The following is a 13,247-nucleotide window of genomic DNA, read 5'->3' as shown; positions in this document are numbered from 1 at the left end:
CGAACAGTGCAAAAGTGAATGAAGGGAAGGGCATGACCATGGCATCGCGACGCTTGAGGGCCGCAACTCTGATCGGCACGAGCCTGGGTTTCGTGGCCCTGGGATCGGCTGCATGCGTTCCGGCCGCCAGTGGCGGCAGCGTGGGATCGACGGGGATGCCGACAACGTCGGCCTCGATCAGCCAGGCCGACAAGGCCGAAGGCGCCAAGGCGCATCCCCAGTTGCTGGAAGAATTCGGCGGTTCGGTGTCCGGTCCCCAAGCCGCTTACGTGGAATCGGTAGGCAAGACGATCGCCGTGCAGTCCGGATTGAGCAACGCGCGCGGCGACTTTACCGTCACCTTGCTCAACAGCCCGGTGAACAATGCCTTCGCGATTCCCGGTGGCTATGTCTACGTCACCCGCCAGTTGACCGCGCTGATGAACAATGAGGCGGAGCTGGCCGGCGTGCTGGGCCATGAAGTGGGCCATGTCGCCGCGCGGCATGCCGCCAAGCGCCAGCAGGCCGCCCAGCGCAACCAGATCATAGGCGTGCTTGGCTCGATCCTCTCGGGCGTCCTGCTCGGCGACAGTTCGTTCGGCCAGTTCGGCCAGAAACTGTTCTCGCAGGGCTCGCAGCTTCTGACGCTCAAGTACTCGCGCTCGCAGGAGCTTGAGGCCGACAATCTCGGGATCACTTATCTCAAGCGCGCGGGTTACGATCCGCGGGCGATGGCGACTGTGCTGGAAAGCCTCGCGCGGCAGAATGCCCTCGAGGCCCAGTTGCGTGGGACGAGCAATCAGGTGCCCGAGTGGGCCTCTACCCACCCTGACCCCGCGTCGCGCGTGCGCGATGCGCTGAACCGGGCGGGCAGCAACGCGACGGGGATCACCAATCGCGACAGGTTCCTTACCGGCGTCGATGGTCTTGTCTATGGTGACGATCCCAAGCAGGGCGTCGTCGAAGGCAGCAAGTTCACCCATCCGGTGCTGCGCTTCGCCTTCGAGGCTCCGGACGGCTTCTACATGGTCAACGGCTCCAGTGCGGTGTCGATCAACGGTCAGTCGGGCAAGGCCCAGTTCTCGGGCGGCAAGTTGAGCGGAAGCCTCGAGACCTACATTCAGACCGTCTTTTCCGGGCTGACCGATTCGGGGCAGGCGAAGATCGCTCCGTCCTCGATCGAGCGCACGACAGTGAACGGCATTCCGGCGGCTTATGGCGTCGCGCGCGTGCAGTCCTCGAACAGCAGCGTCGATGTCGTCGTCTTCGCTTACGATTTCGGCAACGGGCAGGCCTATCACTTCGTCACGATCGCGCAGGCGGGCGGCGCCGGGGTGTTCAATTCGATGTTCCGCAGCCTGAAGCGGATATCCGCCAGCGAGGCAGGCAGCGTGAAGCCGCGCCTGCTCGATGTCGTCACTGTAAAGTCAGGTGACACCGTGCGTTCGCTGTCCCAGCGCATGGCGTACAGCGATGCGCAGCTCGAACGCTTCCTGGTGCTCAACGGTCTGCAGTCGAATGCGACGCTGAAGCCGGGGCAGAAAGTGAAAATCGTCACTTACTGAGGCGCCAGTTCTGTCGAGTATGGAGAACAGCGCGAACGGGCAAAAGAAAAGGGGCGGCAGGTTTCCCTGCCGCCCCTATCCGGTTCTTGCTATGACTACGCCGAATTAGGCGTTGGCCATCGCCGAAGACGTCTTCTCGAAGGTCGAGGTGAGCTGCGAGCCCATGCCCTGCATGGCAGCGATCGCGGCAACCGCGATCAGAGCAGCGATCAGACCGTATTCGATTGCGGTTGCGCCTTCTTCATTGCGGCGCAGCTTGGCGAGAAACTTCATGTCGTGTCTCCTGATAAGTGCAGTCTTGTGTACCCGGTCCGGCAAGCTCAAAACCCCATTAGCGATCCGGACATCTTGCTGAATTAAGGATCATTCGTTGAAAAATGCTTAAATCGATTGATCCACTAGGTTCCACTGACTGCAGTGGCCGTCTTGTCGGCGATGTCGGTCCACATATCGACTGTGACTGTGGCAACGGAATCGATCGACACGATGACGACCAGGACCACCAGGCCGAGTATCAACGCATACTCGACGGCGGTGGCGCCGCGTTCGTCAGCGTACAGTTTCGGCAGGATGTCTTTGTACATCGTGAGTGTCCCGCAGTTCCCCTAGTAATCCGGGAGATCTCATCTTGGACTTAATTCATTCTTAAAAAGGCGCTTGGATCTGGAAAATTCTTTTACAGCTATGCTGGTGGTCGCAGTTGCACTTCGCGATGCCGCTGGCCGTATCCTCATGCAGCAGCGCAGTTTCCGTGCCGAACATGGGGGGCTATGGGAATTCCCGGGGGGCAAGGTTGAACCTGGCGAAAGCCCTGAATTGGCAGCCGTACGAGAGCTGGAAGAGGAACTGGCCGTGCGAATCGAGCCCGAGGCGCTGGTGCCAGTGGGCTTCGCCAGCGGATCGACAGGCGGCGGGAAGGGGCCGTCCCGCCCGCTTGTAATCCTTCTTTACGAATGCAGCTGCTGGCATGGCGAGCCGCAGCCCCATGAGGCCGAAGCCATCGCATGGCACGTCCCCCGGGCGATCGGGGCGCTGTCGATGCCGCCGCTCGACTACCCGCTTGCAAAGGCCCTGTGCAGTTTCCTTGCAAGAAAGACGATATAGGCGTTGACCCGAGGCGAATCCCTTTCTAAAGGCGCCACTCCAACGCGCCCGTAGCTCAGCTGGATAGAGCATCAGACTACGAATCTGAGGGTCGGACGTTCGAATCGTTCCGGGCGCGCCATTTCTTCCGATCGGGCTTTTCAGGCCTGCCGGTGGAAGCGGATAAAATTTGGATCATGCGCGCCCGTAGCTCAGCTGGATAGAGCATCAGACTACGAATCTGAGGGTCGGACGTTCGAATCGTTCCGGGCGCGCCATCATCCCCCGCCAGGCTTTCGGCCTCGGCGGGGTTTGTTTTGTCCGGACTTGGTGACGGCTTCGGGCGCCATGTCACAGGCGCAAAAGGAAAGCCCCCGCACTTGAGGCGGGGGCTCCTTTGTTCGGTGCCAGGCCTTGAGGGGCCGTCTCAGGCCTGCTTGGCTGCGGAATCGCCCTGGCTGCTGCGCTGGACCACGAAGCCCTTCGATAGGCCGTGGTAGAGCTTCTCGCGGCACACCAGCTTGCTGACGGCATCGGCGATGATCGCGGTCATGAACAGGGGCAGGATCATGCCCCGGCTGGCGGTTGTTTCCATGAGAATGATGACGGCGGTCAGCGGTGCACGCACGACGCCCACGAAGTAACCGGTCATGCCCAGCAGCACGATGGCGGCCATCGGGTCGTCCGGGAACAGGAACGAGAGCAATTGGCCGAAGCCCGCGCCCACGGACAGCGATGGGGCGAAGATGCCGCCCGGCGCGCCTGAAACGGCAGTCGCCGTTGTCACGAGGAACTTGGCGGGGCCGAACCAGATCGAGGCATCGCCCTGGCCTTCGACGAGCTGCTTGGTGGTCTCGTAGCCGGTGCCCCAGGTCGAGCCGCCGGTAAGCAGGCCGGCGATGGCGACGATGAGGCCGCAGGCAAAGGCGGCAAGCACCGGGCGCTTGCGCACTGCGACAAACCAGGAATGACCGCTGCGGGCGAATGCCAGCAGGCAGCGCGAGAACAGGCCGCCTGCCGCACCGCCGAGGATGCCTGCAACCGGTGCGGCCAGGACGACCGAGCCGACATCGAGCGTTTCGTGCATGACGCCGAAGTAGACATAGTCTCCGGCGATGCCGAGGCTGACGAGGCCAGAGGCGACGACTGCGGCCATCACCAGCACGGCGACGCGCTGTTCGAAAGCGGAGGCCAGTTCCTCGATGGCGAAGGCGACCCCGGCGAGCGGCGTGTTGAACGCGGCGGCGACGCCGGCGGCGCCCCCGGCGATCAGGACGCCTGCGGTCATCGGGACGCGCAGGATCTTGTGGCAGGTGATCATGATCGCGGCGCTGACCTGCACCGTCGGTCCTTCGCGGCCGACCGATCCACCGACCAACAGCATGGCGACCGTCAGCACCAGCTTCGCCATCGCGGTCGGCAGGGAAAGCAGCTTGGAATAGGCCAGGTCGAGGTCCTTGCCCGCTGCGATGACCTGCGGGATGCCCGAGCCCTTGGCCGCAGGTGCCCAGGTGTTGGTGATCCAGACGACAGCGGCAAAGACGCTGGGCGTGAGAATCAGCGGCAGGTAGGGATAGCTGCGCGTGATCGAGAGGAAGATCTGCTGTGCCTTGTCGCCGGTCCAGGCGAAGACGATTGCCAGTAGACCCAGGGAAATGGCGCCGGCGGCAGTGGCCGCTCGGCGGCGGGCAAGGTCGAAGGAGGTGTCAAAGCCGGGAACGGCTTTCGCGAATTGTTTGAAATGCTCCTGAGGAGACAAGGCGCCGCAGCTCACTGTGTTTGGATCTGGAAATTGCCGCGCAGCACTGCACGGCGGGATTCGCGGACCCTATTGGGCTAACAGACATGGCGACCGCAAGGATTTTCCCCAGAAATCGCCACTTCAAGCGAATCGGGCTGCGCAAAAGAACAGGGCCGGGAGCGACAATGTCGTCCCGGCCCTGCTGAATTTGCCATGGCAGGCTATATCAGGCCTGCCACAGGCCCGTTGCGATCACTCGCTTTCGGTGGAGGCGTTCTCGGCCTCGGCGCCTGCCGGGGCAGCGGCATCGGCACTGGCCTGGGCCGTACCGGCTGCCGACTGGGTGGCGGCGGCGAAATCGGCGGCGGTCATGCCAAGAGCAAGCGAGCTGTCGGCGGTGAGACCGATCGAGGCCTTCTTGAGCGCGACAGCTGCGCCGTCGCTGAGCGTGAGGGTCACGTCGTCACCTTCGATCTTGGTGACGGTGCCGAGCACGACGCCGTCGCTGCTCTTGATCGGAGCGTCTACGACAAGCGCTGCGTCCTTGGCTTCGGTCGACTGGGCAGCAGCACCGTTAACGGCTGCTTCGAGCTGAGCTTTCGTCATGCCGATGGTCAGGCCCTTTGCGCGCATTGCAAAGGCGCTGGTCGGAAGACCGGCGCGTGCCGTACCGGTCGAAACCGTGATCACGTCGCCCTGGACGGCTTCAACGGTACCAACTTCATTGCCTTCGGGGCCGAAAACCTTGGCTCCCACCGTCGGGGCGACGGCGGTAGCGGCAGCATCCTGCGCCACCGCGGCGACGGGAGCCAGGCTCGCTGCAGCAATCGCGGCGGCGATGAGCGATTTCTTCATGTGTTACTCCTTCTCGTGCAGGACCGTCATGCGATCCCAATGCCGGCTCCCGGTCATGCAGGAGCGCGAAAGGGGGTCCGGAAAGTTGCCGGACGACTGACCCGGCCCAAAAGGACCAGGGGTTCATTTCTGGCGAAACGATCACTCAGCGAAACGAACTACGATGGTGCAATAGTTACACGCGCCAAGACGAATGGCGCCTGAATGAAACGAGATCAACCGCAGAAAGTGCCATTTTCTGATAAAAATTGGCCAGAATCCGCCATGCGGAAAGAAATTCCCGACGACCGGCAAGCGATTCGCAGTGGCTTGCTCGCTCAAGGCCGTCGATTTCCTGCGGGTGCTTGCTTGGCGATTCTGATGGTTGAATCGGCAGACCTCGTCGATATCGAGTCGATGAACGGGGCAGGGGCGTTCAGCATCGAGTGTACGTAAGGGAACAAGCGGGCGTTTGGGGACTTGATCGCCGCAGCGGGGTGATCCAGCAAGGCGGGTGATGAACGAAGAGGGAGGCAAGGCGGCACACGATGCCGAGGGTCACGGGCCTTCCGTCTGGCGTTTCGCCATGGCGAAACGCGCGCATCTCGTGATCGACGCTGCCGATTATTTCGATGTGATCCGCGAGGCCATGGTCGATGCGCGCCAGAGGATCTTCCTGATCGGCTGGGATTTCGATTCGCGCATCCTCCTGTCATCCGGGCGCCGTTGGTGGCAGCGCGGCCGCAAGGTGCGGTTCCCGGCGCGACTGGGCTCGTTTATCCTGTGGTTGGTGCGGCGCAACGAAACGCTTGAAATTCTGCTGCTCAAATGGAATTTTTCGCTGATCCGCACCTTGTTTCGCGGCACGATGCTGGTCGATCTCATTCGTTGGGCAGTCCACAAGCGCATCGATTTCAAGTTCGATTCGGCTCATCCGATCGGTTGCAGCCATCACCAGAAGATCGTGGTGATCGATGATGTCCTTGCCGTGTGCGGGGGTATCGACATGACCTCCGACCGATGGGACACGCCCGAACATCGGCCCCGGGATACCCGCCGGCGCAGACCGACGGGAGGGCTTTACGGGCCCTGGCACGACGTCACGATGATCATGGAGGGCGAGATCGCCTCCGCGCTCGGAGAGCTTGGGCGGGCCCGCTGGCAGGCCGCGGGCGGCGATGCAATCAGTCCCTGCGCGCCGCAGCAGGCATCGCCCTGGCCGAGCACGCTCGATGCCGAATTCGAGAACGTGGAGATCGGCATTGCGCGCACCCGCGCGAAGTGGGGTGAGTGCTCGCAGGTCTGCGAGATCGAAGACTTGTTCATCGAGCAGATCCGCCGCGCCAGGCGCTTCGTCTATGTCGAGACCCAGTACTTTGCGTCGCGGGCCATTGCCGAAGTCATCTGCGAGCGGCTGATGGAGGACGATCCGCCCGAGTTCGTGGTTATCAATCCGCGCACCGCGGACGGTTGGCTCGAGCAGTTCGCCATGGACACGGCGCGCGTCGAACTGGTCGAGACGCTCAACCACGCCGATCATGCCAGCCGCTTCCACATCTACACGCCCCTGGCCGCCGACGGGACGCCGATCTATGTCCATGCCAAGCTGATGATCGTCGACGACGAGATCATCCGTGTCGGATCGGCGAACATGAACAACCGCTCGATGGGCCTCGACAGCGAATGCGACGTCTTCATCGATGCGAGCAGGCCCGCCAATTCCCACGTCGGGCCCTCGATCAAGCGTCTGCGCATCCGTCTGCTGGCCGAGCATTGCGGTATCGAGGAGGACATCGTTGCCACCGAACTGGAACGACAGGGCAGCATGTCCGCGATGATCGATGCTTTTGCGCCATTGGGCAAACATCTGGCGCCCTTGGCCTTGAAACATTTGTCGGATGCTGAAAGAGCGATTGGCGAGAGCGCCTTGCTCGATCCCGAGCGTCCCGATGAAATGTTCGAACCGATCGAGCGCAGAGGGCTGTTCCGCCGCAAGGGGCAACTCATGCGCGTTCGATTGATGCAGAAATTGAAGATGAGGAGTTTGAAAGGATGAGCAGCCTGATCGGGCCCGATGAGGACAATCCTCTCGGCAAGCCCCCCGTCCCCGAGGACGTGCAGGAAGCGATCCGCACCCTCATCCGCTGGGCGGGTGACGATCCGGACCGCGAGGGACTCATCGACACGCCCCAGCGCGTCGCGCGCGCATGGAAGGAATACTGCTTAGGGTATGCCGAGGATCCGGCCATTCACCTCTCCCGCATCTTCGAGGAAGTCGGCGGTTACGACGAGGTCGTGCTGCTCAAGGACATCCCCTTCCAGTCGCATTGCGAGCACCACATGGCGCCAATCATCGGCAAGGCGGCGATCGCCTATCTGCCGCGCGACCACGTGGTCGGCATTTCCAAGCTGGCGCGCGTTCTGCACGGTTTCTCCCGCCGCCTGCAGATCCAGGAGCGCCTGACAGCGGAAGTCGCCCAGTGCATCTGGGACCATCTCAAGCCGCACGGCGTTGCGGTCGTGATCGAGGCGAACCATGCCTGCATGTCCGCCCGCGGGGTGCGCACGCCGGGCGTCGGCATGATCACCAGCCGGATGATGGGCACATTCCTCGAGGACCAGCGCACGCGCAAGGAAGTGCTGAGCCTGATGGGCTATTGATCGCGGAGCACTAATCTTGCGCAGGTTTCTTGGCGAACCTGCGCATTGCCCACTTGCGCCGCGACCCGCGATCGGTTTCCCTGTCCACGATTGATCCGACCGCACCGGACGGGGGCAGGGGGATGCCTTTGCAGGAAAACTCGCAAAGCACCGGCAAGACGGCTCGATTGCCTTGGGGCGAACTTGCCGAATGGGCGCTGGTGCTTGCGCCCGCGATCATTCTTGCCTTGCTCCTGACCCGCAAGGTCTGGGACGTCGATATCTTCTGGCAGCTCAAGCTGGGCGAGATGATCCTGGCCCACCGCGGCCCGGTTGCGCACGAGCCCTTCGCAGCTTCCCATATCGGAGATCCGCTTCCGGCGCTGGCCTGGCTGGGGCAGGCGGTCATGGCCGAGGTCCGGCTGCTGGGCGGCTGGGACGCGCTGCGCGTGTTCGATGCCTTGTGCTGGGCAGGCGGCTTCTGGGCTGTTGCACTGGCCTGCCGCTGGAAGGGGGCTGCGCCGGTGGCGGTTCTGGTGGCCTTGTGCCTGTCACTGGTCGCGGCACTGGCGACGGCGAGCATCAGGCCGCAGAGCTTCTCGGTGCTGTGTTTCGGCCTGCTGCTGGCGCTACTGCGCCTGGAACTGCGTACGTGGTTGACCGTGGCGCTTGCAGCGCCGCTGTTGGTCCTGTGGCAGAACCTGCACCCATCGGTCAGCGTGGCTGCCGGAGCGCTGGGCGTCTATGCCGCCGCCGGGTGGTTCACATGGTGGCGCCAAACAGGAAAACGGCCACCGATTGCCGAGACCATCCTGATCCCGGTTGCTGTCCTTGCCATGTTCGCGACCCCGGACGGCGGCTCGATCCTCGCACTTTCGGCGCGCAATGCGCAGGCGAGCTTTGACATCGGCGTGTCCGAATGGCTGCCCATGTGGGCTCCGGACAACTGGCTGGATTCGCTCCCGATCCTCTATGCCGCGTCGCTGGCGCTATGGTTGGTGCTGCGCAATCGCCAACGCGTGGATCTGGGCGAACTTGCCCTGGCCACGGCGCTTTTCATCATGACGCTGGTCACGATCAGGTTCGTCCTCTTCTGGGCAGTTGCGCTTGTGCCCTTGCTGGCGCGCGTCGTCTCGTCCCCGCAGCCGGCACCGATGCGTGTACCGCGCTGGACCGGAACTGTCGCCGTCGCACTGGTTGGCTTGCTCGGGCCGATGCTTTTGCCCACCCGTTTCGACGAGAGCCTGCCGATGGCCGCCATCGAGCGTCTGCGCCGGGAAAACGTGCGCGGCGTGATCTACGCCGACTTTCCCTATGGCGGGCCGATCATCGATGCCGGTTATCCGCAGTGGCGTGTCGCTTTCGACGGGCGGTATTATCGCTACACGCCTCAGGAGTGGCACTTCAATGGCAAGGTCGAGGCAGGAAAGCTGGGCCTTCAGGCCATCCAGCGCAAATGGCCGGTGGCTGCCTTCCTGCTCAAGGCGCAGCATAATGCCCCGCTCGCGCACGAGTTGTCGCGCGCGCCAGGCTGGCGCAGGATCTGGGACCGGGACGGCATCGTCGTCTATGTTCCCGCAGACAGGCCGAATGCCTCCCGGGCTGGCCGATCAGCCCCCGCGTGAAACGGGGATCAGTGCGCCGGTAATCGACCGGCCGGCGTCCGAGGCAAGGAAAGCGATGACTTCGGCGATGGCTGCAGGCTGGACCCATGTCGAGAAGTCGGCGTCGGGCATGTCGGCGCGATTGGTCGGCGTGTCGATGATCGTGGGAAGGACCGCGTTGACGGTCACTCCCGTGCCACCAAGCTCTTCGGCGAGGGCTTCGGTCAGCTTGTGCACGCCGGACTTCGAGGCAGCGTAGGAGGCCATGCCCATGCCTGCCTTGAGCGCGCCGCCCGCGCCGATGTTGACGATCCGCCCGGCCGAAGACGCCTTGAGCGCGGGCAGGGCCAGCTTGGTGATCGTGGCATTGGTCATGAGGTTCATCGCATGCATTTTCGCGAACGTCTCGAGCGAGCCGTCTTCAAGGGTTTCCCATGCGAAGCCGCCTGCGACGTTGACGAGAACGTCGATCCCGCCGTTGGCCGCGATGACCTTGTCGAGCGCTGCCTGCGTGGCTTTTGTATCGGTGAGGTCGACGCTGCCGATATCCATTGCGCCGTCGATCGCCTGCGCTGCGCTGGGCGCGAAGTCGATGCGGGTGACCTTGTCGCCAGCCGCGGCGAAGGCCTGCGCGACGGCCTGGCCAAGTATACCGAATCCGCCTGTGACGATTACCGAGCGTGTCATTATCTCTCCTCCAGTCCCTGATGCCGGTTAGCTAGTTGGACGAGAGGCGCAGGGCAAGGCGACTGCGGCCCAATCTGCTGGGCGAGACGCGCTGGTGATCCGTGGCGGATCATGCGGTGATACCTGTGAGACATACGAAAAAGGGCGGCCTTCGTCTGCCGAAGGCCGCCCCGATCGCGTCAATCGCTCTGAAAGTTTCAGAGCTTGCCGAGCATGTATTCGGCCGAGCTGACCTCGAACGTGCCGGGTGCCTCGACGTTGAGCTGTTCGACGACGCCGTCGTTGACGACCATCGAGAAGCGCTGGCCGCGGCTGCCCAGGCCGAAGCCGGAACCGTCCATGACCAGGTCCACGGCCTTGGCGAAGTCGCCGTTGCCGTCAGCCAGCATGGTGACGTCGTCGGAACCGGCGGCCTTGCCCCACGCGCCCATCACGAAGGCGTCGTTGACGGCAGTGCAGACGATCTCGTCGACGCCCTTGGCCTTGAGGTCTGCGGCCTTCTCGACGAAGCCCGGCAGGTGCTTGGCCGAGCAGGTCGGGGTGAAGGCACCGGGAACCGAGAACAGCGCGACCTTCTTGCCGGCGAAGTAGTCGGCGGTCTGGACCGGTTCGGGTCCGCTTTCGCCAGCCTTGATCAGCTTGACGTCAGGCAGCTTGTCTCCAACGGCGATGGTCATGGAATGCATCCTTTATTCTGCAAGTGAATCGCAACGTGGCGAGATATAGGGTGCTGCGGCATTCCGGCAACGCCTCTGCGTGGTAAATTTCGATTTACGGTGACCGTTCAATCCTCGGTAAACGCCCGGGGTGATCCTCGGTCTCATGCAGGACTCGGCCTGCGGGGGGGACTGAGACAATGGGCACTTTAGAGAACATATTCGGGGCAACGCGCAAGTCAGATCGCTTTGCGAGCGGCGAACGGCGGCTGTTATGGGCATCGCTGGTCGGCATCATCGTCGCGATCTGCATCGGCTTGCCGATGCCTGCGAATGCGGCGGGCAATGACGGCAGTGCGGAGAAGTTGCGCCGGCTTGACATCATGCTGATGGTCACCGGCCTGCGCTGCCGGACAACCGCTGACAACTTCACCGCCGATTACGGGGACTTCACGCGGCACCACTTGAGCGAACTGAACGAGGCCAGCAACGACCTCAAGACCGACCTCGCGCGGCGCTACGGGGCGAAGGGCGCGAACCGGGCACTCGATCGCATGAGCGTGGTCATGGCCAATGAGTACGGCGGCGGCCATCCCTGGCTGACGTGCGCCGAACTCAAGGACGTGACGCGCAGTCTGGTCAGGGTCCAGGGCCGAGAAACCCTGGTCGAAGCGGCCGGGCAACTGCTCTCGCGCCAGCCGGCTCCCTTGCTGGCGCTGGCCACTCGCTAGACTCCAATCGTCGATTTCCCGCCGCCCGCGCATGAGCGGGGGCTAGCGCGAAAGCGGCGGCCCTATGGCCGCGGGAGGAAATGGCTCCACTCACGCGGCCATATAAAGATATCTTTATATTTGCTTCTCGCTGACTGAAACGGTAGGTACGCCGCATTCAGGTTGCTGCATCTGCATGCCCAAGGGACAGGCGCGCGGCACCCCGTCGAACCTAACCGAACCGTTTCAGGAGTACCTGTCCGTGGCCACCGCCCAGACCGCCGCACACGATTACGCCATCGCCGACATCGGCCTTGCCGAATATGGCCGCACCGAGATCGCGATCGCAGAAACCGAGATGCCGGGCCTCATGGCCCTGCGCGAGGAATTCGGCGAGAGCAAGCCGCTCAAGGGCGCGCGTATCACTGGCTCGCTGCACATGACGATCCAGACTGCGGTGCTGATCGAGACGCTGGTCGCGCTGGGCGCCGAAGTGCGCTGGGCCACCTGCAACATCTTCTCGACCCAGGACCACGCCGCCGCCGCAATCGCCGCGCAGGGCATCCCGGTCTATGCCATCAAGGGTGAGAGCCTTGCCGATTACTGGGACTATGTCGGCCGCATCTTCGACTGGTCGAGCGAGGGCAATCCCGATCTCACCTGTAACATGATCCTCGACGATGGCGGCGATGCCACCATGTTCGCGCTGTGGGGCGCGCGCGTTGAAGCCGGTGAGCCGCTTTTCGAACCCTCGAACGCCGAGGAAATCGAGTTCGTGCGCGCACTTAACGCCTTCCTCAAGGCGAAGCCGGGCTTCCTGTCGCGCACTGTCAACGCGATCAAGGGCGTTTCGGAAGAGACCACAACCGGCGTTCATCGTCTCTACCACCTCGCCAAGGACGGCAAGCTGCCGTTCCCGGCGATCAACGTGAACGATTCTGTCACCAAGTCGAAGTTCGACAATCTGTACGGCTGCCGCGAATCGCTGGTTGACGCAATCCGCCGCGCGACCGACGTCATGCTTGCCGGCAAGGTCGCCTGCGTTGCCGGTTTCGGCGATGTCGGCAAGGGTTCGGCCGCATCGCTGCGGAACGGCGGCGCGCGCGTCATGGTCACCGAGATCGACCCGATCTGCGCCCTGCAGGCGGCCATGGAAGGCTATGAAGTCGTCACCATGGAAGAAGCCGTGAAGCGCTGCGACATCTTCGTCACCGCCACCGGCAACGAAGGCGTGATCACCGGCGCCCACATGGAGGCGATGAAGGACAAGGCCATCGTCTGCAACATCGGCCACTTCGATTCCGAGATCCAGATTTCGGCGCTCGACAATTACAACTGGCATGAAGTGAAGCCGGGCACCGACCTGGTGACTTTCCCGGACGGCAAGCAGATCCTCGTTCTTGCCAAGGGGCGCCTGGTGAACCTGGGCTGCGCCACCGGCCACCCCAGCTTCGTGATGTCTTCCAGCTTCACCAACCAGGTGCTTGCGCAGATCGAACTCTTCGCGAAGTCTGACGACTACGAGAACCGCGTCTATGTCCTGCCCAAGCACCTCGACGAAAAGGTCGCCGCGCTGCACCTCGAGAAGCTCGGCGTGAAGCTGACCAAGCTTTCCAAGCGCCAGGCCGACTACATCGGCGTGCCGCAGGAAGGCCCGTTCAAGCCGGACCACTACCGCTACTGATCGGCATTTCATCCCGGCCTTGCTCCTGCAGTGAGGCCGGCGGTGCCCGAGATCCGGTACTTGC

The 13,247-nt window shown here is 63.2% G+C and carries 14 protein-coding genes and 2 tRNA genes; 10 read left to right on the top strand and 6 right to left on the bottom strand.

Features of this window, described 5'->3' with window-relative positions; translation table 11 throughout:
• Positions 1–38 precede the first annotated feature (38 nt).
• Positions 39–1,544 (top strand): M48 family metalloprotease, encoded by a 1,506-nt coding sequence (locus tag PP1Y_RS20710; protein ID WP_013833944.1) that lies wholly within the window; start codon positions 39–41, stop codon positions 1,542–1,544.
• A 105-nt stretch (positions 1,545–1,649) separates the two neighbouring features.
• Here PP1Y_RS20710 and PP1Y_RS20705 read toward each other — a convergent pair whose 3' ends face one another.
• Positions 1,650–1,817 (bottom strand): Flp family type IVb pilin, encoded by a 168-nt coding sequence (locus PP1Y_RS20705; protein ID WP_007014874.1) that lies wholly within the window; start codon positions 1,815–1,817, stop codon positions 1,650–1,652.
• Positions 1,818–1,942: 125 nt separating this feature from the next.
• Positions 1,943–2,128, bottom strand: a complete 186-nt coding sequence (locus PP1Y_RS20700) for a Flp family type IVb pilin (RefSeq protein ID WP_007014875.1) — start codon at positions 2,126–2,128, stop codon at positions 1,943–1,945.
• Between the two features lie 100 nt (positions 2,129–2,228).
• Between PP1Y_RS20700 and PP1Y_RS20695 the strand changes: the two genes are divergently transcribed.
• The 3 genes from PP1Y_RS20695 to PP1Y_RS20685 all read left to right on the top strand — a co-directional run bounded on the left by PP1Y_RS20695 (position 2,229) and on the right by PP1Y_RS20685 (position 2,905).
• Complete coding sequence (locus PP1Y_RS20695) at positions 2,229–2,648, top strand: (deoxy)nucleoside triphosphate pyrophosphohydrolase (protein ID WP_013833942.1); 420 nt, start codon at positions 2,229–2,231, stop codon at positions 2,646–2,648.
• A 44-nt stretch (positions 2,649–2,692) separates the two neighbouring features.
• A tRNA-Arg gene (locus tag PP1Y_RS20690) sits at positions 2,693–2,769 on the top strand.
• 59 nt (positions 2,770–2,828) lie between these two features.
• Positions 2,829–2,905: transfer RNA gene (locus tag PP1Y_RS20685), tRNA-Arg, on the top strand.
• A gap of 149 nt (positions 2,906–3,054) precedes the next feature.
• Here PP1Y_RS20685 and PP1Y_RS20680 read toward each other — a convergent pair.
• Both PP1Y_RS20680 and PP1Y_RS20675 read right to left on the bottom strand, forming a co-directional pair.
• Positions 3,055–4,401 carry a chloride channel protein gene (locus PP1Y_RS20680; protein ID WP_013833941.1) on the bottom strand — a complete coding sequence of 449 codons (1,347 nt, stop codon included), beginning with the start codon at positions 4,399–4,401 and terminating at the stop codon, positions 3,055–3,057.
• A 219-nt stretch (positions 4,402–4,620) separates the two neighbouring features.
• Entirely contained in the window at positions 4,621–5,223 is a 603-nt protein-coding gene (locus tag PP1Y_RS20675; protein WP_013833940.1) for a hypothetical protein, read from the bottom strand.
• Between the two features lie 204 nt (positions 5,224–5,427).
• Between PP1Y_RS20675 and PP1Y_RS25870 the strand changes: the two genes are divergently transcribed.
• From PP1Y_RS25870 to PP1Y_RS20660, 4 genes are all read left to right on the top strand, one after another.
• The gene (locus PP1Y_RS25870) at positions 5,428–5,658 is read left to right on the top strand and encodes a hypothetical protein (RefSeq protein ID WP_148275033.1); all 231 of its coding nucleotides are present in this window, start codon (positions 5,428–5,430) and stop codon (positions 5,656–5,658) included.
• 61 nt (positions 5,659–5,719) lie between these two features.
• Entirely contained in the window at positions 5,720–7,258 is a 1,539-nt protein-coding gene (locus tag PP1Y_RS20670; RefSeq protein ID WP_013833939.1) for a phospholipase D-like domain-containing protein, read from the top strand.
• Positions 7,255–7,863 carry a GTP cyclohydrolase I FolE gene (folE, locus tag PP1Y_RS20665; protein WP_013833938.1) on the top strand — a complete coding sequence of 203 codons (609 nt, stop codon included), beginning with the start codon at positions 7,255–7,257 and terminating at the stop codon, positions 7,861–7,863. The genes PP1Y_RS20670 and folE overlap by 4 nt, the downstream gene beginning before the upstream one ends.
• Before the next feature lie 122 nt (positions 7,864–7,985).
• Positions 7,986–9,467, top strand: a complete 1,482-nt coding sequence (locus PP1Y_RS20660; RefSeq protein ID WP_232512486.1) for a hypothetical protein — start codon at positions 7,986–7,988, stop codon at positions 9,465–9,467.
• On the opposite strand, the gene PP1Y_RS20655 is transcribed toward PP1Y_RS20660, so the two are convergent.
• Positions 9,453–10,133: an SDR family NAD(P)-dependent oxidoreductase gene (locus PP1Y_RS20655; RefSeq protein WP_013833936.1), complete on the bottom strand. Its 681-nt coding sequence runs from the start codon at positions 10,131–10,133 to the stop codon at positions 9,453–9,455. The genes PP1Y_RS20660 and PP1Y_RS20655 overlap by 15 nt on opposite strands.
• A 197-nt stretch (positions 10,134–10,330) precedes the next feature.
• A complete protein-coding gene (locus PP1Y_RS20650) occupies positions 10,331–10,810 on the bottom strand; it encodes a peroxiredoxin (protein ID WP_013833935.1) in 480 nt (159 codons plus the stop codon).
• A 179-nt stretch (positions 10,811–10,989) separates the two neighbouring features.
• On the opposite strand from PP1Y_RS20650, the gene PP1Y_RS20645 reads away from it, so the two are divergent.
• Together PP1Y_RS20645 and ahcY are read left to right on the top strand one after the other, a co-directional pair.
• Positions 10,990–11,520, top strand: coding sequence for a hypothetical protein (locus tag PP1Y_RS20645; protein ID WP_013833934.1), 531 nt, complete (start codon positions 10,990–10,992; stop codon positions 11,518–11,520).
• 175 nt (positions 11,521–11,695) lie between these two features.
• Complete coding sequence (gene ahcY, locus PP1Y_RS20640; RefSeq protein WP_007014888.1) at positions 11,696–13,183, top strand: adenosylhomocysteinase; 1,488 nt, start codon at positions 11,696–11,698, stop codon at positions 13,181–13,183.
• The last annotated feature ends 64 nt before the right edge of the window (positions 13,184–13,247 follow it).

The organism is Novosphingobium sp. PP1Y (assembly GCF_000253255.1).
Taxonomy (GTDB): Bacteria; Pseudomonadota; Alphaproteobacteria; order Sphingomonadales; family Sphingomonadaceae; genus Novosphingobium.
Note: the sequence above shows the minus strand (reverse complement) of the source record. Positions and strands in the feature narration are given on the sequence as shown.

What these genes read in the sequence shown, in the direction of transcription:
- PP1Y_RS20710 (WP_013833944.1), top strand. Translation starts at nt 39, where the DNA reads ATGGCATCGCGACGCTTGAGGGCCGCAACTCTGATCGGCACGAGCCTG.
- PP1Y_RS20705 (WP_007014874.1), bottom strand. Translation starts at nt 1,817, where the DNA reads ATGAAGTTTCTCGCCAAGCTGCGCCGCAATGAAGAAGGCGCAACCGCA.
- PP1Y_RS20700 (WP_007014875.1), bottom strand. Translation starts at nt 2,128, where the DNA reads ATGTACAAAGACATCCTGCCGAAACTGTACGCTGACGAACGCGGCGCC.
- PP1Y_RS20695 (WP_013833942.1), top strand. Translation starts at nt 2,229, where the DNA reads ATGCTGGTGGTCGCAGTTGCACTTCGCGATGCCGCTGGCCGTATCCTC.
- PP1Y_RS20675 (WP_013833940.1), bottom strand. Translation starts at nt 5,223, where the DNA reads ATGAAGAAATCGCTCATCGCCGCCGCGATTGCTGCAGCGAGCCTGGCT.
- PP1Y_RS25870 (WP_148275033.1), top strand. Translation starts at nt 5,428, where the DNA reads ATGAAACGAGATCAACCGCAGAAAGTGCCATTTTCTGATAAAAATTGG.
- PP1Y_RS20670 (WP_013833939.1), top strand. Translation starts at nt 5,720, where the DNA reads ATGAACGAAGAGGGAGGCAAGGCGGCACACGATGCCGAGGGTCACGGG.
- folE (WP_013833938.1), top strand. Translation starts at nt 7,255, where the DNA reads ATGAGCAGCCTGATCGGGCCCGATGAGGACAATCCTCTCGGCAAGCCC.
- PP1Y_RS20660 (WP_232512486.1), top strand. Translation starts at nt 7,986, where the DNA reads ATGCCTTTGCAGGAAAACTCGCAAAGCACCGGCAAGACGGCTCGATTG.
- PP1Y_RS20655 (WP_013833936.1), bottom strand. Translation starts at nt 10,133, where the DNA reads ATGACACGCTCGGTAATCGTCACAGGCGGATTCGGTATACTTGGCCAG.
- PP1Y_RS20650 (WP_013833935.1), bottom strand. Translation starts at nt 10,810, where the DNA reads ATGACCATCGCCGTTGGAGACAAGCTGCCTGACGTCAAGCTGATCAAG.
- PP1Y_RS20645 (WP_013833934.1), top strand. Translation starts at nt 10,990, where the DNA reads ATGGGCACTTTAGAGAACATATTCGGGGCAACGCGCAAGTCAGATCGC.
- ahcY (WP_007014888.1), top strand. Translation starts at nt 11,696, where the DNA reads ATGCCCAAGGGACAGGCGCGCGGCACCCCGTCGAACCTAACCGAACCG.